The sequence below is a fragment of the Mycolicibacterium sp. Y3 genome, assembly GCF_051188035.1.
GTDB classification, from domain to species: Bacteria; Actinomycetota; Actinomycetes; order Mycobacteriales; family Mycobacteriaceae; genus Mycobacterium; species Mycobacterium fluoranthenivorans.
In genome coordinates, this window is sequence record NZ_JAVQLT010000001.1 from 3,353,187 (window position 1) to 3,374,811 (window position 21,625).

Annotated in this window: 17 protein-coding genes and 1 riboswitch; of the genes, 12 read left to right on the forward strand and 5 right to left on the reverse strand. The window is 68.4% G+C overall.

Annotation, left to right across the window (positions count from 1 at the left end; all coding sequences use genetic code 11):
• Position 1: 1 nt before the first annotated feature.
• From QN239_RS16310 to QN239_RS16320, 3 genes are read right to left on the reverse strand one after another with little or no spacing between them, the layout of a single operon-like run.
• Entirely contained in the window at positions 2–1,909 is a 1,908-nt protein-coding gene (locus QN239_RS16310; protein WP_499011888.1) for an ABC transporter ATP-binding protein/permease, read from the reverse strand.
• 26 nt (positions 1,910–1,935) lie between these two features.
• On the reverse strand, positions 1,936–3,861 hold the full coding sequence (locus QN239_RS16315) for an ABC transporter ATP-binding protein/permease (protein ID WP_499011890.1): 1,926 nt from the start codon (positions 3,859–3,861) through the stop codon (positions 1,936–1,938).
• 46 nt (positions 3,862–3,907) lie between these two features.
• Positions 3,908–5,860, reverse strand: coding sequence for an ABC transporter ATP-binding protein/permease (locus tag QN239_RS16320; protein ID WP_499011893.1), 1,953 nt, complete (start codon positions 5,858–5,860; stop codon positions 3,908–3,910).
• Between the two features lie 91 nt (positions 5,861–5,951).
• Between QN239_RS16320 and secA2 the strand changes: the two genes are divergently transcribed.
• The 9 genes from secA2 to QN239_RS16365 all read left to right on the forward strand — a co-directional run bounded on the left by secA2 (position 5,952) and on the right by QN239_RS16365 (position 13,426).
• On the forward strand, positions 5,952–8,288 hold the full coding sequence (secA2, locus tag QN239_RS16325) for an accessory Sec system translocase SecA2 (protein ID WP_499016818.1): 2,337 nt from the start codon (positions 5,952–5,954) through the stop codon (positions 8,286–8,288).
• Between the two features lie 9 nt (positions 8,289–8,297).
• Positions 8,298–8,936, forward strand: coding sequence for a CDP-alcohol phosphatidyltransferase family protein (locus QN239_RS16330; protein WP_499011895.1), 639 nt, complete (start codon positions 8,298–8,300; stop codon positions 8,934–8,936).
• Complete coding sequence (locus QN239_RS16335) at positions 8,929–9,834, forward strand: DUF881 domain-containing protein (RefSeq protein ID WP_499011898.1); 906 nt, start codon at positions 8,929–8,931, stop codon at positions 9,832–9,834. The genes QN239_RS16330 and QN239_RS16335 overlap by 8 nt, the downstream gene beginning before the upstream one ends.
• Before the next feature lie 60 nt (positions 9,835–9,894).
• Positions 9,895–10,227, forward strand: coding sequence for a small basic family protein (locus tag QN239_RS16340; protein WP_090360930.1), 333 nt, complete (start codon positions 9,895–9,897; stop codon positions 10,225–10,227).
• Positions 10,224–11,003, forward strand: a complete 780-nt coding sequence (locus QN239_RS16345; RefSeq protein ID WP_499011901.1) for a DUF881 domain-containing protein — start codon at positions 10,224–10,226, stop codon at positions 11,001–11,003. The genes QN239_RS16340 and QN239_RS16345 overlap by 4 nt, the downstream gene beginning before the upstream one ends.
• A 36-nt stretch (positions 11,004–11,039) precedes the next feature.
• Positions 11,040–11,435, forward strand: a complete 396-nt coding sequence (gene gcvH, locus QN239_RS16350; protein WP_090360924.1) for a glycine cleavage system protein GcvH — start codon at positions 11,040–11,042, stop codon at positions 11,433–11,435.
• A 221-nt stretch (positions 11,436–11,656) separates the two neighbouring features.
• A complete protein-coding gene (garA, locus tag QN239_RS16355) occupies positions 11,657–12,121 on the forward strand; it encodes a glycogen accumulation regulator GarA (protein WP_090360921.1) in 465 nt (154 codons plus the stop codon).
• A 20-nt stretch (positions 12,122–12,141) separates the two neighbouring features.
• On the forward strand, positions 12,142–12,885 hold the full coding sequence (ftsR, locus tag QN239_RS16360) for a transcriptional regulator FtsR (protein WP_170847374.1): 744 nt from the start codon (positions 12,142–12,144) through the stop codon (positions 12,883–12,885).
• A 46-nt stretch (positions 12,886–12,931) separates the two neighbouring features.
• Positions 12,932–13,426 carry a bifunctional nuclease family protein gene (locus QN239_RS16365; protein ID WP_090360918.1) on the forward strand — a complete coding sequence of 165 codons (495 nt, stop codon included), beginning with the start codon at positions 12,932–12,934 and terminating at the stop codon, positions 13,424–13,426.
• An 18-nt stretch (positions 13,427–13,444) separates the two neighbouring features.
• On the opposite strand, the gene QN239_RS16370 is transcribed toward QN239_RS16365, so the two are convergent.
• Positions 13,445–14,710: a YeeE/YedE thiosulfate transporter family protein gene (locus tag QN239_RS16370; RefSeq protein WP_499011906.1), complete on the reverse strand. Its 1,266-nt coding sequence runs from the start codon at positions 14,708–14,710 to the stop codon at positions 13,445–13,447.
• 334 nt (positions 14,711–15,044) lie between these two features.
• Between QN239_RS16370 and QN239_RS16375 the strand changes: the two genes are divergently transcribed.
• The 3 genes from QN239_RS16375 to QN239_RS16385 all read left to right on the forward strand — a co-directional run bounded on the left by QN239_RS16375 (position 15,045) and on the right by QN239_RS16385 (position 19,638).
• Positions 15,045–15,677, forward strand: coding sequence for a MerR family transcriptional regulator (locus QN239_RS16375; protein WP_090360913.1), 633 nt, complete (start codon positions 15,045–15,047; stop codon positions 15,675–15,677).
• A gap of 13 nt (positions 15,678–15,690) precedes the next feature.
• Positions 15,691–15,789: riboswitch (glycine riboswitch) on the forward strand.
• Between the two features lie 39 nt (positions 15,790–15,828).
• Positions 15,829–18,762 carry an aminomethyl-transferring glycine dehydrogenase gene (gene gcvP / locus QN239_RS16380; protein ID WP_499011910.1) on the forward strand — a complete coding sequence of 978 codons (2,934 nt, stop codon included), beginning with the start codon at positions 15,829–15,831 and terminating at the stop codon, positions 18,760–18,762.
• Between the two features lie 9 nt (positions 18,763–18,771).
• A complete protein-coding gene (locus QN239_RS16385; protein ID WP_499011913.1) occupies positions 18,772–19,638 on the forward strand; it encodes an alpha/beta fold hydrolase in 867 nt (288 codons plus the stop codon).
• Here QN239_RS16385 and QN239_RS16390 read toward each other — a convergent pair.
• Positions 19,635–21,617, reverse strand: coding sequence for a hypothetical protein (locus QN239_RS16390; RefSeq protein ID WP_499011915.1), 1,983 nt, complete (start codon positions 21,615–21,617; stop codon positions 19,635–19,637). The two genes, QN239_RS16385 and QN239_RS16390, sit on opposite strands and share 4 nt — an antisense overlap.
• Between the last annotated feature and the right edge of the window lie 8 nt (positions 21,618–21,625).

Below are 21,625 nucleotides of genomic sequence, written 5' to 3' on the forward strand. Positions count from 1 at the left end.
GTCAGGGGGCGGCGGCCAGCGGAGTCAAACTCCAGCGGCCCTCGCCGAGCAATTCCAGCCGCTGCTCGTGATGGCGGTCGACGCTGTCTCGATGGCTGACGCTCACGACGATGGTGTCGGGCAACCGGTCTCGCAACGTGGTGTACATCGCGAACTCCTGCCCGGCGTCCAGCGCCGAGGTGGCCTCATCGAGGAACACCGCTCTGGGGCGCGCCAGCAGCACCCGGGCAAAAGCGATGCGTTGCTGTTCACCGGGGGAGAGTTCCTTACCCCAGTCGGAGTCCTCGTCGAGTCGCGTCGCCAGATGCCCCAGCGTGACGGCCACCAGGGTGTTGCGGATCGCGTCGTCGGGGAAGGCGCCCACGGCGGCGGGGTAACTGAGCACGGCGCGCAGATCACCGAGCGGGGCGTAGGGGAGCTGGGACAGGAACATCGTCTCCGCCGGGTGAGCGACAGCACCCGAGGCGTACGGCCACAGTTGCGCCACACTGCGGAGCAGCGTCGTCTTGCCGGTGCCCGACGGTCCGGTGATGACCAGTGAGTCGCCGGGGCGCAGTCGCACCTGCAGGTCGTCGACGAGCGGCACCCCGTGCGGCGAGCGCACCTCGACATCGGTGATCTCGACGGCGCCATCGGCACTCACCGTCGCGGCCAACCGCGGTAGCTCCCTGGCCTGTTCGTTCGCCGTCACCAACCCGTCCAACCGGATGATGGCGGCGCGATACCCGGCGAACGAGTCGTAGACGGCACGGAAGAAGCTGAGCGAGCTCTGCACCGAGCCGAAGGCACCCGCCGACTGCGTGACATCCCCGAGGTTGAGCTCGCCGGCGAACAGCCGCGGCGCCTGCACGATCAGCGGCAGCGGGGAGACGAGTTGGCTCACCGAGCGGTTCCAGCCCATGAACGCGACACCCCGCAGCACGAGTCTGCGGTAGTTCGCGATGATCCGGCCGAAGCGCTCCGACAGCGAGCGGCGCTCGGTGTCCTCGCCGCGGTAGAGGCTGACCGCCTCGGCGGCGTCCCGGATGCGCACCAGCGCATAGCGAAACGCCGCGTTGGTGAGCTCGTTGCGGAACGTCAGCCGGATGATCGGCTTACCGATCCAGAACGCCACCACGGTGGTCATCGCGACCCACAGCAAGGCCAGCCAGAACAGGGCTTTGGGGATCGTCACCCCGAACAAGGACAACGGGCCGGCCAGATTCCACAGGATCGGGGTGAAGGCGACCACCGACAGAACCGAGTTCACCGTGCCGAAGAACAGCGTCTGCGCGGTGCCGACGGTGAAGGTGTTGGTCTCCGGTCCGGTTCCGGTGGTGAACACATCGATGTCCTGCTGGATGCGCTGGTCCGGATTGTCGATCGGGACGCCGCCGAACGCCGCCACGAACCGGTTGCGGTAGTAGGCGCGGTCGCCGAGCCAATCACCGGTCAGGTGATCGGTCAGCCATACCCGCCAGCGAATGATGAAGTGCTGCATCAGATACAGGTCGGCCACGGTGCGCGAGATATCGGCGACGAGCAGCCCGACGAAGATCAGGATCGACTTCCAGAATCCGTCGACACCGGAGTTGCGGACGGCCTCGTTCCCGGCCCCGGCCCCCTCGAACGCGACTTGCAGCGCGGTGTACTGGTCGTTGGCGTAATAGCTGAACAGCACGTCCATCCGCACGGACACCATGACCGACAACAGCAGCACACCCAGCAGGCCCCACACCGGAATGCTCTGACGCCCAACGAAATACCCGCGGGTGACGTGCCAGAACTGCCGCCCCCAGGTGGTGAACCGGGCGAGAAACGCAAGTCCCGCGACCGCGATCACCGCGCTGATCACCCACGCTTTGGTGATCCACCACAGCGACGCGAGGATCTCGTTTCCCCAGTCCAGGGACTGGCTGAACATCTCCATGCCGGGAAGCTACCCGACCGCGGTCCTCAGACGGGGCTGACTTCGTCTTCGACCGCTTCGTCCATATCGCCGAGGGACCAACGCCCGCCGCCGTGCAGATGCAGGTACTTCTCGTGGTGCTGGCCCACGGTGCTGCGGTGTGTGACGCTCACCAGAATGGTCTCCGGCAGCTCCTTGCGCACCAGGTCGTACATCGTGTACTCCAAGCCCTCGTCGAGAGCCGAGGTGGCCTCGTCGAGGAACACCGCGCGCGGCCGGGTCAGCAGCACCCGCGCGAACGCGATCCGCTGCTGCTCACCGGGGGAGAGCACCTTCACCCAGTCGGCGACCTCACCCAGTCGCTTGGAGCACTGCGGCAGCGACACCTTGTTCAAGGCCCAGTGCAGCCGCTCGTCGGGGATGCTGCCGGGCTCCTGCGGATAGGACACCACCGCACGCAGATCGCCCAGCGGCACATACGGCATCTGGGACAGGAACATGGTCTCGTGGCCGGCCTGCGGGTACCGGAAGGTGCCCGTGGTGAACGGCCACAGCTGCGCCAGGCTGCGCAGCAGCGTCGTCTTACCCGACCCCGAGCGGCCGGTGACGATGAGCGTGTCACCGCTTTCCAGGCGCAGGTTCAGATCCTGGACCAGGGGATCACCCAGGGGGGTGCGCACCTCGACGTTGTCGAGTTCGACCAGGCAGTCCCGGCTCGGCTCGACCGTCAGTTCGGGCAGCGCCCGACCCTCCTCGTTGGCGATCACCAGTCCGTGCAGACGGATGATCGACGCCCGCCACCCGGCGAACTGGTCATAGGTGTTGCGGAAGTACGACAGCCCGCCCTGGATCTGGCTGAAGGCCGAGGAGGTCTGCGAGATGTCACCCAGTTTGATCTGGCCGGCGAACATCCGCGGGGCCTGGACGATCCACGGCAGCGGCACGATGATCTGGCTGATCGAGACGTTCCAGCCGTAGAACTTCACCGAGCGGTTGATGAAGCGTTTGTAGTTCGTCACGATCGGGGCGAATCGCTGCCGCAGTTGCACCCGCTCGGCGTTCTCGCCACGGTAGAAGGCCACCGATTCGGCGGCGTCGCGCAGTCGCACCAGGGCGTACCGGAAGGCGGCGTTGAACTTCTCGTTGTTGAAGGTCAACTGGATGAGGGGCCGACCGATCCAGAACGCGACGATGGTGGCGACCACGACGTAGACGATGGCGATCCAGAACATCGCCCTGGGCAGGGTGACGTCGAACATCGTGAGCTCGCCGGACAGATTCCACAGGATGACCGCGAACGACGCGACGCTCACGATGGCCTCGATGGCACCGAACAGCAACATGTTCGCGCTCAGGGTGTTCGGATTGGCCGGCAGGGGGCCCGCGCCGTTGGTGAAGACGTCGATATCGGACTGGATACGCTGATCCGGGTTGTCGATGGTGTCGTCGATGAATCTGCTGCGGTAGTACGCCTTGCCGTCGAGCCAGTCACCGGTGAGGTGATCGGTGAGCCAGGCGCGCCACCGGATCAGGAACCGCTGTGTCACGAACAGGTCGAGCATCATGCGCGTCACGTGCACCGTTGCCAGCACGGCGAAATGCGCCCAGGCCCACCAGAAACCGCTCACACCCGAGTCCTTGACGGCCTGATCGCCCCCGCCGATGCCTTCGAAGGCGGTCTGGGCGGCGCTCATCATGTCGTTGCCCTGATAGCTGAGCAGCACGTCCAGGCGCACGCCGATGATCACCGAGAGCAGAATTCCCGACAACCACACCCACACCACGACGCTTTCGCGGCCGGTGAAGTATCCGCCGGTGATCCGCCAGAACTGTCGGCCCCAGGTGGTGAACCGGCCGATCAGCGTGAGGATGATCAGCGTCGGTATCGCGGTGTACACCCAGACGGTGGCGATCCACCACAGTGACTTCGGTAGCTCGGCGCCCCAATCCAGCGATGGGGTGAACATCTCCATCCCGGCAAGGTACCCGCACAACCCTGGCCGGGCTGCTTATAGGTGGTCAGCTCGTTACGAGCCGGCCGGTTTTCCACCGCCCGCCGCCGAGCAGCTCCAGCCGGTGGCCGTGGAACCGTTCGACGCTGCGGCGGTGACTCACGCTCACCACCGTGGCGCCCGGCAGCTCGGTGCGCAGCAATTGATAGAGCGTGAGCTCCAGACCCTCGTCGAGCGCCGAGCTGGCCTCGTCGAGGAACACCACATCCGGGCGGGTCAGCAGCACTCGGGCGAAGGCGATGCGCTGCTGCTCGCCGGGGGACAGCGTGCGGGCCCAGTCGGCCACCTCGCCGAGCCTGATGACCAGTTGCGGCAGCGCCACCTTGAGCAGCACCCGCTGGATCTGGTCGTCGGGGCTGGTCCCGGCAAGCCGGGGATAACACAGCACGGTGCGCAGCGATCCCAGCGGAAGGTACGGCGTCTGCGGGACGAACATCGTCTCGCCGGCCGGGAAGTCCACCCGGCCCGACGTGTAGGGCCACAGCCCCGCCAGGCTCTGCAACAGGGCGGTCTTCCCGCAGCCCGACGGGCCGGTGATCACCAGCCAGTCGCCGGGGTCGAGGCTCAGATCGATGCCGCCGATCAGCGGTTCGCCCGCCGGGGTGCGCACGTCGACATGGTGCAGCCGCAGCCCGGCGGGTCTATTTCCCGTCGCTTCGCTCGCCCCGGATCGATCTCCCGTCGCTTCGCTCGCCCCGGCGGATGCGCCCGTGCGGGGCAGCACCGGCAGCGCCCGCGCCCGGGCGTTGGCGTCGTGCAACCCGTCCAGCCGCATGAGCGCCGCCCGGAACCCGGCGAACTCGTCGTAGGCGTTGCGGAAGAACGACAGCGCGTCGTGCACGGCGTGGAACGCGGTCGCCGACTGCATGACATCGCCGAACGAGATCTCACCGGCGAACAGGCGTTGCGCCTGCACGATATAGGGCAGCGGGTTGATGGCCTGGCTCACCGACACGTTCCAGCCGAGGAACAGCATGCTGCGGTGCAGCCAGTGGCGGTAGTTGTCGATCACCGAGCCCAGCCGCCCGACCAGGGCCTCGCGTTCGGCGTCCTCCCCGCGGTACAGGCTTACGGCCGCGCCGGCCTCCCTCATCCGGATCATCGCGTAGCGGAAACCCGCGTTGCGGACCTCGTTGAGGAAGCTCAGCCGGATCAGTGGCCGGCCGATGACGAAGGCCACCAGCGTCGCCAGCGCCACGTAGCCGATCACCACCCAGAACAGCGCCCGCGGCACCGTCACGCCCAGCACGGTCAGTGGGCCGGACAGGCCCCACAGGATCACCCCGAACGACACCACCGTCAGCAGCGCCTCGACCGCACCGAAGACGAGCATGTGCCCGGATCCGAAGGTCGGGTTGTTCGGTTCCCGGGAACCGGTCGTCACGATGTCGACATCGGCCTGGATGCGCTGATCCGGATTGTCGGCGCGTCCGTCGGGATCCCGGTTGAAACGGCACCGATAGTAGGCATGCCCGTCGAGCCAGTCGCCGAGGGTGCGCCGGGTGAGCCACACCCGCCAGCCGATGAGGAAACGCTGGGTGAGGTACAGGTCGAGGAAGAACCGCGCCACGTACAACGACGCCAGGATCGCGAAGATCAGCATCGCCGCCCAGAAACCGTGCACCCCGGTCTCGGCCGATCCGTCGGCCCGGAACGCCTGCTGCAGCGAGGTGAACAGGTCGTTGGTGTAGTAGCTCAGCAGGATGTTGATCCGCACCGCCGTGACCGTTGAGACCAGCAGGGCGGCCAGCACCAGCCACACCCGCAGGCGCCCGGGTCCGGTGAAGTAGGCGCCGGTGACGCGCCAGAACTGCCGACCCCATTCACAGGTCCGGCCGAGGAGCGCAGCGACCACCAGCAGGCTCACCGCGGAGATCGCCGCGGCGTTGCAGATCCACAGCAACGAACGGAGGAATTCGGTGCTCCAGTCGATCGCCGGGCCGAGCAATACCCCGTCCATCGGGTGAAATTACCGCGCGCGGCGGCCCCAGCGCCGCAGGTGGCGCCGTGTCCGCACCGACAGGAGGCCCGCGTACCGTATGACTGTGCGTGTGAGTGCTAAGACCCCGAAGACCGCCATTCCGAAGTCGGGACGACTGAGTAACCGGTTCTGGAAGCTGTTGGGCGCCAGCACCGACAAGGACCAGGCCAAGTCGATGACGCTGGTCCGCGCGTCGGAGAGCTTCGAGGAGAAGGCCGCGGGCCTCGACGACGAGCAGCTGCGCAAGGCTGCCGGCCTGCTGAATCTGGACGAGCTCGCGGAATCCTCCGACATCCCGCAGTTCCTGGCCATCGCCAGGGAAGCGGGTGAACGGGCGATCGCGCTGCGTCCGTTCGACGTGCAGCTGCTCGGGGCGTTGCGCATGCTGGCCGGCGATGTGGTGGAGATGGCCACCGGTGAGGGCAAGACGCTGGCCGGTGCCATCGCCGCGGCCGGGTACGCCATCGCAGGCCGCAAGGTGCACGTCATCTCCGTCAACGACTACCTGGCCCGCCGCGACGCCGAGTGGATGGGCCCCCTGCTGGAGGCGATGGGCCTGACGGTCGGCTGGCTCACCGCCGACTCCACGCCCGAGCAGCGCCGTGAGGCCTACGCCTGCGATGTCACCTACGGCTCGGTCAACGAGATCGGGTTCGACGTGCTGCGCGACCAACTGGTGACCTCCGTCGACGACCTGGTGTCGCCCAGTCCGGACGTGGCACTGATCGACGAGGCCGACTCGGTGCTGGTCGACGAGGCGCTGGTGCCGCTGGTGCTGGCCGGCACCTCGCACCGCGAGACCCCGCGCCTGGAGATCATCCGGCTGGTCGGCGAGCTGAAGTCCGGTGTCGACTACGAGACCGACGCCGAACGGCGCAACGTCCAGCTCACCGATGCCGGCGCCCGCAAGCTGGAGGCCTCCCTCGGCGGTATCGACCTGTATTCCGAGCACCATGTCGGCAGCACGCTCACCGAAGTGAACGTCGCTCTGCACGCGCACGTGCTGCTCGAGCGCGATGTGCACTACATCGTGCGGGACAAGGCCGTGCACCTGATCAACGCGTCGCGCGGGCGGATCGCCTCGCTGCAGCGCTGGCCCGACGGGTTGCAGGCGGCGGTCGAGGCCAAGGAGGGCATCGAGATCACCGAGACGGGTGAGGTGCTGGACACCATCACGGTGCAGGCGCTGATCAACCGCTACCCGACGGTGTGCGGGATGACCGGTACCGCCCTGGCGGCCGGCGAGCAGCTGCGCCAGTTCTACAAGCTGGGTGTGTCACCGATTCCGCCGAACACCCCCAACATCCGTGAGGACGAGTCGGATCGGGTGTACATCACCGCCGCGGCCAAGAACGACGCCGTGGTGGAACACATCACCGAGGTGCACGCGACGGGCCAGCCCATCCTGGTGGGCACCCGCGACGTCGCCGAATCCGAGGAGCTGCACGAGCGGCTGGTGAAGGCCGGGGTGCCCGCCGTCGTCCTGAACGCCAAGAACGACGCCGAGGAGGCGGCCGTCATCGCCGAGGCCGGCACCTTGAACACGGTGACCGTGTCGACTCAGATGGCCGGCCGCGGTACCGATATCCGCCTCGGCGGTTCCGACGAATCCGAACACGATCCGGTCGCCGAACTCGGCGGGCTGCACGTGATCGGCACCGGCAGGCACTACACCGAGCGGCTGGACAACCAGCTGCGCGGGCGCGCCGGGCGCCAGGGCGACCCGGGGTCGTCGGTGTTCTTCGCCAGCTGGGAGGACGATGTGGTGGTCGCCCATCTGGAACCGAACAAGCTGCCGCTGCAGATCGATGAGAGCGGCCGGATCACCAGCCCCAAGGCCGCCGCGCTGCTCGACCACGCACAGCGTATCGCCGAGGGCAAACTGCTTGACCTGCATGCCAATACGTGGCGCTACAACCAGCTGACCGCGCAGCAGCGGGCCATCCTGGTGGACCGGCGCGACACGCTGCTGCGGACGGCGGCCGCCCGCGAGGAGCTCGCCGAGCGCTCACCCAAGCGTTATCAGGAGATCGCCGAGCAGGTGTCGGAGGAGCGGCTGGAGGAGATCGCCCGGCTGATCATGCTGTACCACCTGGACCGCGGCTGGGCCGACCACCTGGCGTATCTGGCCGATATCCGGGAGAGCATCAGCCTGCGCGCGCTGGGCAACCAGAGTCCGCTCGACGAGTTCCACCGCATGGCGGTCGACGCGTTCGCGTCGCTTGCTGCCGACGCGATCGAGGCCGCCCAGCAGACGTTCGACACCGCAGACATCGTCGGCGGCGATGTCGGTCTCGACCTGTCCAAGCTGGCCCGGCCGACCTCGACGTGGACGTACATGGTTCACGATGACCCACTGGCGGATAACGCCATGTCGGCGCTCAGCCTGCCTGGCGTGTTCCGCTAGGTTTGGCGCATGGGGGCACCGGAGGGCAAGGGGCACCTCCCGCGTGCGGGGGACGGTGAAGCGACCCGGGAAGGCGCCCAGCCGGCAGGCTCGGACCGGGTACTGACGATCCCGAACGCCCTGAGCGTGCTGCGGTTGGCCCTCGTGCCGGTGTTCCTGTACCTGCTTCTGGTGCTTCACGCCAATGGATTCGCGGTGGCGGTCCTGATGTTCAGCGGCTTCTCCGACTGGGCCGACGGCAAGATCGCCCGCCTGTTCGACAACCAGTCGTCGCGGCTGGGGGAGTTGCTCGACCCCGCGGTGGACCGCATCTACATGCTGGTGACGCCACTGGCCTTGGCCGCGGCCGGCGTGGTGCCCTGGTGGTTCGTCGTCACGCTCATCGGCCGCGACCTGATGCTGGCCGCGACCTTGCCGGTGCTGCGCCGGCACGGTCTCACCGCCCTGCCGGTCACCTATATCGGCAAGGCGGCCACCTTCGCCCTCATGTCGGGCTTTCCGCTGGTGCTGCTCGGCCAGTTCGACGCCTTGTGGAGCCGGGTGATCCTGGCCATCGGATGGGCCTTCCTGATCTGGGGAATGGCCCTGTACCTGTGGTCGGCCGTGCTCTACCTGTTCCAGGTCGTCCTGGTGGTCCGGCGTGGCTGAGGCGTCGCGCTCGCTCGGCGGGTATGAGCCGCACGTGGGGCTCAACACCCACGAAGCGGGTGCGCCGCAACGCATCCCGGTTCCCTCACTGCTGCGGTCGCTGCTGTCGGATCATCTCGACCCCGGTTACGCGGCGGCCGCCCGCCGGCGCGCCGAGGGCGGCACCCGCCGGATGGACTGGGCGTGGCAGTTGCTGGCCGGTCTGGGCGTGGCGACGGTGTTCGCCGTGGCGGTGGCGCAGGCACAGACGGCGGCCCCGGCGAATCGGGCCGCCCAGCAGGTCCTCTCCGGCAGCGTCCGGGCCGCCGAATCCCGTACCGACGCACTGGCCGCCGGCCGTGACGCGCTCACCTCGCGGGTGGAGGGGGAGCGTCGCAGCCGGCTGGCCGGTGACGAGCGTGGCCGCGCGCTGCTCGCCGACCTGGACCGGGATTCGTTCGCGGCGGCCGCGACCCCGGTCATCGGACCGGGTGTGACGGTGGTCGTCACCGATCCGGGCGTGTCCCGCGACCTCACCGATGTGTCCAAGCAGCGGGTCGCGGGCAGCCGGCAGGTCATCCTGGACCGCGATCTGCAACTGGTGGTGAACTCGCTGTGGGTCAGCGGTGCCGAAGCGATCGCGGTGGGGGGTGTGCGGATCGGGCCGAACGTCACCATTCGGCAGGCCGGCGGCGGCATCCTGGTCGACAACCAGCCCATCGGCAGCCCGTATACCGTCATCGCGATCGGACCGCCGCATGCGATGCAGGAGGCGTTCGGTCACAGCGCGGGCCGGCAGCGACTCGCGTTGCTGGAGAAGTCCTACGGTGTCGGCGTTACGGTCAGTACCGGAGAAGCGCTCACCGTCGCAGCCAGCTCGGTCCGAGAGCTCCGCTTCGCCAAGCAGATTGGGCCCTAGAAAGTTGGGCCTGAGAAAGAATGAGCAGCAGCAAGCCATGCGATCGAACCAGGGACAGCCATGATCGGAATCGCCGCACTCGCCGTCGGCATCGTGCTGGGCCTGGTGTTCCACCCCAGCGTGCCGGAAGCGATCCAGCCGTATCTGCCCATCGCGGTGGTGGCGGCGCTGGACGCGGTGTTCGGTGGTATGCGCGCCTATCTGGAGCGGATCTTCGACGCGAAGGTGTTCGTCGTGTCGTTCGTGTTCAACGTGCTGGTGGCCGCGCTCATCGTCTTCGTCGGTGATCAACTCGGCGTCGGTACCCAGCTGTCCACCGCGATCATCGTGGTGCTCGGTATCCGCATCTTCGGCAATGCGGCCGCGCTGCGGCGCCGGCTGTTCGGGGCATGACCGTGGCGGCCGAGCAACCCGAACACGGACGCCACGAGCGGGCGCCCGGTGCCGAGCCGCCCAGACGCCGCACCCGCTCGCAACGGATGTTCGGTGCGCTGGCCGCGCTGCTGGTGCTGCTCCTCGGTGTGGCGATTGTCACCCAGGTGCGCCAGACGGAGTCGGGTGATTCCTTGGAAACGGCGCGGCCCGCGGATCTGCTGGTGCTGCTCGATTCTCTGCAACAGCGCGAGGCCGCACTGAACACCGAGGTCGGCGATCTGCAGCGGACGCTGTCGTCGTTGCAGGCCTCCGGTAGCAGCGATCAGGCCGCCATCGAGAACGCGCAGGCGCGGCTGGCGGCGCTGTCCATCCTCATCGGCACGGTGGCCGCGACCGGGCCCGGTGTGAGCATCACCATCGACGACGCAGCACGCGGTGTGTCACCGGAAACCATGCTCGACGTGATCAACGAACTACGGGCCGCGGGTGCCGAGGCCATGCAGGTCGGCGGCGGGGGGCAGGCGGGAAACGGACCGGTGCGGGTGGGTGTGGACACCTGGGTAGTGGGAGCGCCCGGGGCGTTGATCATCGACAGCGCCACCGTGAACCCGCCGTATTCGGTTCTGGCCATTGGTGATCCACCGACCCTGGCCGCCGCGCTGAACATTCCGGGTGGCGCGATTGACAGCGTGGAGCGGGTCGGTGGCACCATGACGGTCGCCCAATCCGACCGTGTCGACGTGACCGCCTTGCGACAACCGAAACCACGCCAATACGCTCAGCCAGTCAAATAAGCAGTACCCGCCACCAGCCCGCACCGAAGGAGCGCCGTGAGCGACATCCCAGCCGACCTGCAGTACACGACCGAGCACGAGTGGGTGCAGCGCACCGGTGACACCACCGTCCGGGTCGGGATCACCGACTACGCGCAGTCGGCGCTCGGTGACGTCGTCTTCGTGCAGCTGCCCGAGGTCGGCGCCGACGTGACCGCGGGCGAGTCTTTCGGTGAGGTCGAGTCGACCAAATCACTGTCGGATCTCTACGCCCCGCTGACCGCGAAAGTCGTTGCGGTGAACGGCGACCTGGAGGGCAGCCCCGAGCTGGTCAACTCCGATCCCTACGGCGCCGGCTGGCTGGTCGAACTCGAGGTCGACGCCGCCGCTCTGGCCAGCGGTTTGGCCGAGTTGCTCGACGCGGATGCCTACCGAAGCAACGTGTCCGAGTAGCGAGTTGTTAGGGTTTCGCCCGTCGGTCCAGACGACCGACGGGCATCAACAGGCACACATCGGCGTGGCCGGGTCCGCGTGACCGGATCCGGCCGTGGTGGACCCAACAGGTCGCACGGCGCGGTACGGTCGACAATGAAGTTTGACGCGACGCGAGACGGCTGGGAAGCAATGCCCGGCCACCGTGCAACACGCCACAGCAGCCAGCAGAGGAGCAGCGGGTGACGGAGAACAGCAACACCGGGGCCGACCAGACGTCCGACGAAGTGACCGTGGAGACGACCTCGGTTTTCCGCGCTGATTTCCTCAACGAACTGGATGCCCCGGCGGCGACGAGCAGCGACAGCTCGGTGTCGGGGGTCGAGGGACTTCCCGCCGGGTCGGCGCTACTGGTCGTCAAGCGCGGCCCCAATGCGGGCTCGCGCTTCCTGCTCGACCAGCCCACCACCTCGGCGGGCCGCCACCCCGACAGCGACATCTTCCTCGATGACGTGACGGTCAGCCGCCGCCATGCCGAGTTCCGCCTGGAAACCGGCGAGTTCCAGGTCGTCGACGTCGGCAGCCTCAACGGCACCTACGTCAACCGCGAGCCCGTCGATTCGGCGGTGCTGGCCAACGGCGACGAGGTGCAGATCGGCAAGTTCAGGCTGGTGTTCCTGACCGGACCCAAGTCCGACGACGCCTGAGACCCTCACCCGACGAGCAGATGAGCCAGCCGGACCCGGGATTCACCGGGATGTCGATCGGAGCGGTCCTCGACCTGCTGCGTCCCGACTTCCCCGATGTGACCATCTCGAAGATCAGGTTCCTTGAGGCCGAGGGTCTGGTCACACCGGACCGCTCGGCGGCCGGGTACCGGCGGTTCACGGCATACGACTGCGCCCGCCTGCGCTTCATCCTGACCGCGCAGCGGGATCAGTACCTGCCGCTGAAGGTGATCAAGGCTCAGCTCGACGCGCTGCCCGACGGTGAGCTGCCCTCGGGCGGAACCGCTTACGCGGTACCGCGTTTGGCGGTGGCCGTGCAGGCGGCGACCGCCGCCGATTCCGAACAGGTGGCCGCCGCGGTCGCCCCGGCGCAGGTCCGCCTCAGCCGTGAGGATCTGCTGGCCCGCTCCGGAGTGGACGGCGCGCTGCTGGCGGCGCTGGTGACGGCCGGCATCATCCGGCCCGGACCGGCGGGCTTCTTCGACGAGCACTCCGTGCTGATCGCCCAGTGCGCGCGGGCCTTGGCCGATTACGGAGTCGAGCCACGGCATCTACGGGCCTTCCGGTCGGCCGCCGACCGGCAGTCCGATCTGATCGCGCAGATCGCGGGTCCGGTGGCAGCCGCGGGTAACGCGGGCGCCCGGGACCGGGCCGATGACCTGGCCCGCGAGGTGGCCGCACTCGCGATCACGTTGCACACGTCGCTGATCAAGTCGGCTGTACGCGACGTTCTCGACCGCTGAGGACTAGACTTTTCGGTGGCGACATCGTCATGGAGGGCAGACGCAGATGGGTGAGGTTCGGGTAGTCGGTATTCGCGTTGAGCAACCTCAGAATCAGCCTGTGCTGCTGCTGCGTGAGTCCAATGGCGACCGTTACCTGCCGATCTGGATCGGGCAGTCCGAGGCGGCCGCCATCGCCCTCGAGCAGCAGGGCGTGGAGCCGACACGACCGCTCACCCATGATCTGATCCGGGATCTGATTGCTGCGCTTGGGCATTCGCTCAAAGAGGTGCGCATCGTCGATCTGCAGGAGGGCACCTTCTACGCCGACCTGATCTTCGATCGGGATATCAAGGTCTCGGCGCGTCCCTCGGACTCGGTGGCCATCGCGCTGCGGGTGGGCGTCCCGATCTACGTCGAGGAAGCCGTGCTGGCCGAGGCCGGACTGCTGATCCCGGACGAGAGCGACGAAGAGCCCACCGGCGCGGTGCGCGAGGACGAGGTCGAGAAGTTCAAGGAGTTCCTCGACAGCGTGTCGCCCGACGACTTCAAGGCCACCTAAGCGCCACCCAGGCACTCCCTAGGACCCGGTCGTGCTGCCCACGGCGTGGTCTTCTGTCTCCGGGGTGATCGACCAGTCCGCATTCCGGTAGACGAGTCGGGCGGTGATGACCATCGCCGCGAGCATCGAGGCGGTGAACAGCCAGGCGCTCACCGACAGTTGGATACCGCCGCTGAGGGTGTGTCCGCTCGTGCATCCGCCGGCCATCCTGGCGCCGAACAGCGTCAGGAACGAGCCGACGAACACCGCGGCCGCTCGCGTGGTGCGCCCCGGCCCGAAACGGTGTCGCCAGGACGGCGGGACGACCGGCCGGAACGCGGTGAACCGGCCGCTGAGGAACCTGGCCGTGAGGAAGGCCCCGATCAGAACTCCGAGGTCGCTGAGCGGTTCCCAGCCGATACTGCGGATCACCTGGTGTGAGTACGCGAAGTGGGGCATGAACAACTCGCCGACCACCCACGAGTAGGTGGTGGACTGGCCGAACGGCTGGCGCAGAAATATCGACAACACCACGAGCGCGGCCACGCCCGTGGCGACCACGGCGATCGTGCGGGTGAAGAAGGCCGGGTGCGCCACCTGAGCGCGGTAGACCCGCTCGAACCACGGCCTGCGACGGCCCGGCCGTTCTTTCGTGCCCTCGTAGAGATAGGCGATGGTGTCGCGCATCATGCGGCGCTCGAATGCGGAGGGCGTCGCCCCGCCGAGCTCACGAAGGCAACACCGCTGCCCCCCGCGAAACCGCGGCAGATACTTCAGCAGCATGAAGGCCAGCGCCGCGTAGCCGACCGCGACCGCCAGCATTCGGCCGGTGGCCTGCGCGTTCAGGTATCCGCCCGCGACCAGGCCGCCGTAGTTCGCGGTCGTCGTCAGCCACTGGCCGACCGGTGTTCCGAACAGCGCCGTCCACGCCGCCGCTCCGAGCAACCCGCCGGGGATCGCGGCCAGCGCGTCTCGCCGACCTTCGCCCAGCGCGATCAGCGCGGTGCCCGGGAAGTACCCGCTGATCGCCGCCCCGGCGCCGAACAGCACGCCACCTGCGATGACACCGAAGACGTAGAGCGGCTTCGGCGCGAAGTGCATGGGCACTCCCAGTGCGTACAGGCCGTAGAGCACTACCGCGCCCACCGCCGTGACGAACAAGAAGCAGCCCAGTAACAACCGGTCGACCAACCGGGCGGCGCGAATGACGGTCTCAGGGTTACCGATTCCCCAGAGCCCGGCGACCATGCCGAAGGCGGCTCCGATCGGCAGAGCAACTCCGAGAGGCGCGGTGACCCCGCTCATGGCTGGACACCGAACGCGGCCGACGGTGAGTGGTGCGGGAAAACGGGCATATCTCCGTGATACCCCACGGGGTATCACGGTGTCATTGTGACGTCGCACCGGGTCGCCGCCCGCTAAGTCGGTGAGGCACATGCGAGTCGCCCAGATCACGGATACGTCTCGTGACGTCGACACGCGGGCCGTGTGTGGGCCGACTGCGAAACGGGCAGCCATACTTTGACACGACGAGCAGTGACAGGAGCGTGTTGAGCGTATGCTCGACACATTCGAAACTGGGCAAACGTGACGCTGTGCAGGTCATGGGGCCGGAATCGATCGGCGGAGAGGATGGATTGTGGGCGACACGCCACGCACGCCACATCAGGGGGAGTTGGATCTGTCCACCAGTGGCGACCCCGTGCCGGCGGTGAGCGGCAGCGTCAGCGAACCCGTGCAGGGTGGCCTGTTCCCGGATGATTCGGTACCGGATGAGCTGGTCGGCTACCGCGGTCCGAGCGCCTGCCAGATCGCGGGTATCACCTACCGCCAGCTCGACTACTGGGCCCGCACCTCGCTGGTGGTGCCCTCCATCCGCGGTGCGGCCGGTTCCGGCAGCCAGCGGTTGTACTCCTTCAAGGACATCTTGGTCCTGAAGATCGTCAAGCGCCTGCTCGACACCGGCATCTCCCTGCACAACATCCGCGTCGCGGTCGATCATCTGCGTCAGCGCGGTGTGCAGGATCTGGCCAACATCACGCTGTTCTCCGACGGCACCACCGTCTACGAGTGCACCTCCGCCGAAGAGGTCGTCGACCTCCTCCAGGGTGGTCAGGGTGTGTTCGGTATCGCGGTCTCGGGTGCCATGCGGGAACTGACCGGCGCCATCGCCGACTTCCCGGGCGAACGCGCCGACGGCGGCGAGTCGATCGCCGCCCCCGAGGACGAACTGGCTTCCCGGCGAAAGAGCCGCGACCGCAAGATCGGCTAAGCTGTCGGGGCATCGCCCTTGTGCGGGAGAGTTCCGTGACGGCCAGTCACGGACGCCGAAGGAGCAATACCTCTCCGTCAACCTCTCAGGCACCCCGGACCGCGCATGGCCCCGATGCCTCTGGAAAGTGGTGCGCCCTGCGCATCCGCCCATGGGGAAAGGCAGCGAGCCGCCGCCGAATCTCTCAGGCGCCCCGACAGAGGGAGAGGACGCGGTTTTACGCGCCCGCCTGCGCCCTCGACCCAGGGGAGATCTCGTGTCTATCGACCACTTCGGCTTCGCCGATCGCCATATCGGACCCGACGCCGCCGCCATCGCCACCATGCTGGAGGTCATCGGTGTCGGCTCACTGGACGAACTCGCCGGCTTGGCGCTGCCGGCCGGCATTCTCGACACGGTGAGCGCGGACGGGCTGGCGCCGGGGCTGGATCAGCTACCCGCACCCGCCACCGAGGAGGAGTCCCTCGCCGAACTGCGTGCGCTGGCCGACTCCAATACCGTGGCCGTGTCGATGATCGGGCAGGGCTACTTCGACACCTTCACTCCACCGGTGTTGCGCCGCAACATTCTTGAAAACCCGGCCTGGTACACCGCGTACACGCCGTATCAGCCGGAGATCAGTCAGGGCCGCCTCGAAGCACTGCTCAACTTCCAGACCATGGTCAGCGATCTGACCGGGCTGGACGTGGCGAACGCATCGATGCTCGACGAGGGCACCGCCGCCGCCGAGGCCATGACGCTGATGCACCGCGCGGTGAAAGGCTCGGCCACCCGACTTCTCGTCGATGCCGATGTCTACCCGCAGACCGCGGCGGTGCTGGCCACCCGCGCCCGGCCGCTCGGCATCGAGATCGTCACCGCCGACCTGCAGCACGGTCTGCCCGACGGCGATTTCTTCGGTGTCATCGTGCAGCAGCCGGGGGCCAGCGGCGCGGTGCGGGACTGGACCGCGCTGGTGACCGAGGCCCACGACCGTGGCGCCCTGGTCGCGGTCGGAGCGGATCTGCTGGCGCTCACCCTGATCGCCCCGCCCGGCGAGATCGGCGCTGACGTCGCCTTCGGCACCACCCAGCGATTCGGGGTGCCGATGGGCTTCGGCGGCCCGCACGCCGGATATCTCGCGGTGCACACCAAGCACGCTCGCCAGCTGCCCGGGCGCCTCGTCGGTGTCTCGCAGGACACGGACGGGAACGCGGCATACCGGCTCTCCCTGCAGACCCGCGAGCAGCACATCCGCCGGGACAAGGCCACCAGCAACATCTGTACCGCACAGGTGTTGCTGGCGGTGATGGCCGCCATGTATGCCAGCTACCACGGCGCCGACGGGCTCACCGCCATCGCGCGCCGCGTGCACGGCCGGGCCGCCGCGACCGCCGCCGGTCTGGGCGAGGCGCTGGTGCACCCGGACTTCTTCGACACCGTGCTGGCCCGGGTGCCGGGCCGCGCCGACGAGATCGTGGCCGCGGCCAAGGACAGAGGGATCAATCTGTGGCGGGTGGACGCCGACCACGTGTCGGTCGCCTGCGACGAGGTCACCACCGAGGCGCACGTCGCCGCGGTGCTGGAATCATTCGGCGTGCCGGCCGCCGAGCCCGGCGCAGCCGATATCGCCACCCGCACGACGGAATTCCTGACCCACCCGGCCTTCACGACCTACCGCACCGAGACGGCGATGATGCGCTACCTGCGCAGCCTCGCCGACAAGGACCTGGCCCTGGATCGCACCATGATCCCGCTCGGCTCGTGCACCATGAAGCTCAACGCGACCGCGGAGATGGAACCCATCACCTGGCCGGAATTCGCGCGCCAGCATCCCTTTTCGCCGGCGTCGGACACCCCCGGCCTGCGCAGGTTGATCGCCGATCTGCAGGACTGGCTCACCGCGGTCACCGGCTATGACGAGATCTCGTTGCAGCCCAATGCCGGGTCGCAGGGGGAGTACGCCGGCCTGTTGGCCATCCAGGCCTATCACGCCGAGCGGGGCCAGGCACAGCGCGACGTGTGCCTCATCCCGTCCAGCGCGCACGGCACGAACGCGGCCTCGGCGGCGCTCGCGGGTATGCGGGTGGTGGTGGTGGCCTGCCGCGGCAACGGTGACGTGGACCTCGACGACCTGCGCGCCAAGATCGCCCAGCACGCGGAAAACCTTGCGGCCCTGATGATCACGTATCCCTCGACGCACGGCGTGTACGAACACGATGTGGCCGAGATCTGCGCGGCCACCCATGACGCCGGCGGCCAGGTGTACATCGACGGCGCGAACCTCAACGCCCTGGTCGGGTTGGCCCGGCCGGGCAGGTTCGGCGGCGATGTCAGCCACCTGAACCTGCACAAGACGTTCTGCATCCCGCACGGCGGCGGGGGCCCCGGCGTGGGGCCGGTGGCGGTGCGCTCGCACCTGGCGCCGTACCTGCCCGGACATCCCCTGGCTGCCGAGCTCGGTGACGAGCTGACCGTGTCGGCGGCACCGTACGGGTCGGCCTCGATCCTGCCGATCACCTGGGCCTACATCCGGATGATGGGCGGTGTGGGCCTGCGCAAGGCGTCGCTGACCGCGATCGCCTCGGCCAACTACATCGCCCGCCGGCTCGACGAGTACTACCCGGTGCTCTACACCGGGGAGAACGGCATGGTGGCCCACGAGTGCATCCTGGATCTCACCACGATCACCAAGACCACCGGCGTCACCGTCGACGACGTGGCGAAGCGGTTGGCCGACTTCGGTTTCCACGCCCCGACCATGAGCTTCCCGGTCGCCGGGACGCTGATGGTGGAGCCCACCGAGAGCGAGAACCTGGCCGAGGTGGACGCCTTCTGCGACGCCATGATCGCCATCCGCGCCGAGATCGACAAGGTCGGTTCGGGGGTGTGGCCCGCGGACGACAACCCGCTGCGCGGCGCCCCGCACACCGCGGAATGCCTGCTGACCGAGCAGTGGTCGCACCCTTACACCAGGGAACAGGCGGCCTACCCGCTCGGCAAGGGCTTCCGGCCCAAGGTGTGGCCGCCGGTGCGGCGCATCGACGCCGCCTACGGTGACCGCAACCTGGTGTGTTCCTGCCCGCCGGTGGAGGCATTCGCCTAACCTGACCCGATGCTCTCTGCAGATGTGCAGGACTGGGCTGACGGTGGACGCCTGCTGTCCACCTCGGCCGGTTCGGTGTTCGTCCGGTCCGCGCCCGGTGAGGGGCCGACGGTGCTTCTGCTGCACGGCTTTCCGTCCAGCTCGTTCGACTACCGGGAAGTCGTCGGGCACCTCGGCGGCCGGGCCTGGGTGACGCTGGACTTTCTCGGGTTCGGTCTGTCGGACAAGCCGCACCCGCATCGCTACTCGTTGTTCGAGCAGGCCGACCTGGTCGAGCGGGTGGTCGCGGCGACCACGACCGGTCCGGTGGTGCTGATCGCCCACGATATGGGCACCTCGGTGGCCACCGAACTGCTGGCCCGCGATCTGGAGGGGGCGCTGCCGTTCGATCTGCAGCGAGCGGTGCTCACCAACGGCAGCGTCATTCTCGAGCGCGCCAGCCTGCGTCCGGCCCAGAAACTGCTGCGTGGCCCGTTGGGGCCGTTGGTGTCCCGGCTGACCAACCGGTCCGGTTTCACCCGTGGTTTCGCCCGGCTGTTCGGCGCGGCCCATCCGCTGAGCCCCGACGAGGCCCGGGCGCAATGGGAGCTGTTGTCCTACAACGACGGTCACCGCATCGCCCATCTGCTCTGCGCCTACCTCGACGAGCGGGTGCGATACGCCCGGCGCTGGCACGGCGCAGTCGCCGACTGGCCGAAACCGTTGAGTTTCCTCTGGGGGTTGCAGGACCCGGTGGCCACCGTCAATGTGCTCGACGGCCTGCGTGAGCTGCGGCCCGCCGCGCGGGTCACCGAACTGCCCGGTGTCGGGCACTACCCACAGGTCGAGGTGCCGGAGTTGTTCGCCCGCAGCGCGCTCGACCTGCTTGCTCCCTAGCCCAGGGCCGAGGCGACTGCGGCCGCCAACTCGGGGCCGGCGGAGTTGGGCACGTTCTGATACTGGCCACCGCTGGCCTGGGCGACGGCCTCCCAGGTGGCGCGATCGGAGTCGGAGCCGAAATCGATGACGTTCACCGCGACCGGCCGCGCCGGGTTGGCGGCGCCCTTGATGTAGTCGACCAAACCGGAGCCGTCCAGACTCTGGTCGGTGTGCGGTCCGGCGGTGATCACCAGGACCGAATTGGGCTGGCCGTCCCGGAATGCGGACAGCGCCTCCCCGTAGACCAGGCGCAGCGTGGTGAACGACACCGCGCCGCCACCGGATGCGGTCTGCCCCTCCAGGCTGGATTTGAGGACGGCCGAGCGGGGCTGGCCGGCGACGGGGTCGGAGAGAGGTCCGGTACTGACTTCCGACCGGCCCGCCACGCCGTCGAAGGTCCACAAGCCGACGGCCGAGCCGGCGGGCAGCGCCTGCAGTCGCGCATCGAGTGCGGCGGTCACATTGGCCAGCCTGCTCTTGCCGCCCTCGTCGGTGTTCATCGACTGGTCCAGCATGATCGTCACGGTCTGGCCCTGGGCGGGTGCGCTGATCCCGGCAGCCATGGTGGCCCTGGTCTGGCTGTCGCCGACCGACAGCGGCTGGGCCACGGGTGCGAAATCGGTCACCGGGCTCTGCGGGGTCGGTGCGCCCTCGGCGCGGAAACCGGCCTTGGCGAACTCGGCCAGTTGGTCCGGTTTGCGCATGAAGCGGTCGAATTCGCTGGCGGCGCTGATCTGCTCCTGCGACAACCAGTCACCGCCGAGCAGCACCGCCGGATAGTCGGCGACCGCCGCCGGTCCCGGGGGTGTCCAGGAGCCGAGCTTCTGCGCCGCGTCGGGCAGGTCGGCGCCGCGCTTGAACAACTGCTGTTCGGTGGTGACCACGGCGTGCACGGGGGCACCGGCCGGGTCGGCGGCGTTCACGAGCGCATCCAACGCGGTGGTGGCAGTCGTATCGGCGAGCTTGGGCTGGCCGGCGAGCAGCGTGTGCACCGCACCCACTCCTGCGGTGGCCGGCGCACCCTGCGGTGCCGAGGCGGCCGCGACGGCTTCCGCGGCCAGGTAGGTGGCGTCGGCGTTGCCCGTCAGGGGAAGCGCCAACTTGAGTGCGCCCCACCCCGGGAGGTTCAGATCGTCCAGCCCGGACGGGTTGTTCTGCAGTGCCGGAAGCGTCGACCAGTTCTGCTGGGACAGGGCCGCTTTGAGTTCCGGGCGGATCGCCAGCAGGACAGGGGAGGTGACCAGCGGGCGGCTGTTGCTCACCGTCTTGGCCCCGGCCGCACTCTCCAGCCGGGCCTCCGATACCGAGCTGGCCGGGATCCACAAGGCCGGGCGGTCGCCGAGGTCGCCGGGCCACTGCCCGACGAAGCCGTTGACGACGGCGTCGGAATCGGCCGGCTTCACCGCGACCTTCACACATTTGTCGCCCACCGGGGCGGCGGTCTTGCTGTAGGCGTCGGCCAGTGTGCGCACCTGATCGGCGATCGTGGGATCAGCCACTACCGCGACGGTGACCTCACCCTCCACACACCGGGCCGCGGCCTGCTGACTGCGGCTGGACAGCGCTTCGCCGAAGAAGCGCCACAGGATGAAGGCTCCGACCACGACGACGACGGCGACCAGGGCGGCGATCACGGCCGGGCTCACCTTGCGCCGGCCGGGTGTGATGGCCCGGTGGCTACCGGTCCATTCGCCGGAGTCCCAGGTGCGCTGCGAGCCCGTCGTCGTCAGCGCACGGGTGGGTGGCTCGTCGGGCTCGCCCGGGCCGCCGGCGAAGAAGCCGTCACCCGGGGCAGCCCCGCCGTCACCGGTCTCGTCCTCGTACCCGAACCTGCCCAGCGGTGACGCGTCGGGCTCGACGGGTCCGGAGTCCCGCCGTCCGGGGTCCTGGTAGTCGTCGGCGGAATCGTCCGGTCCGGGAATGCTGTGCCTGCCCATCCCTCACC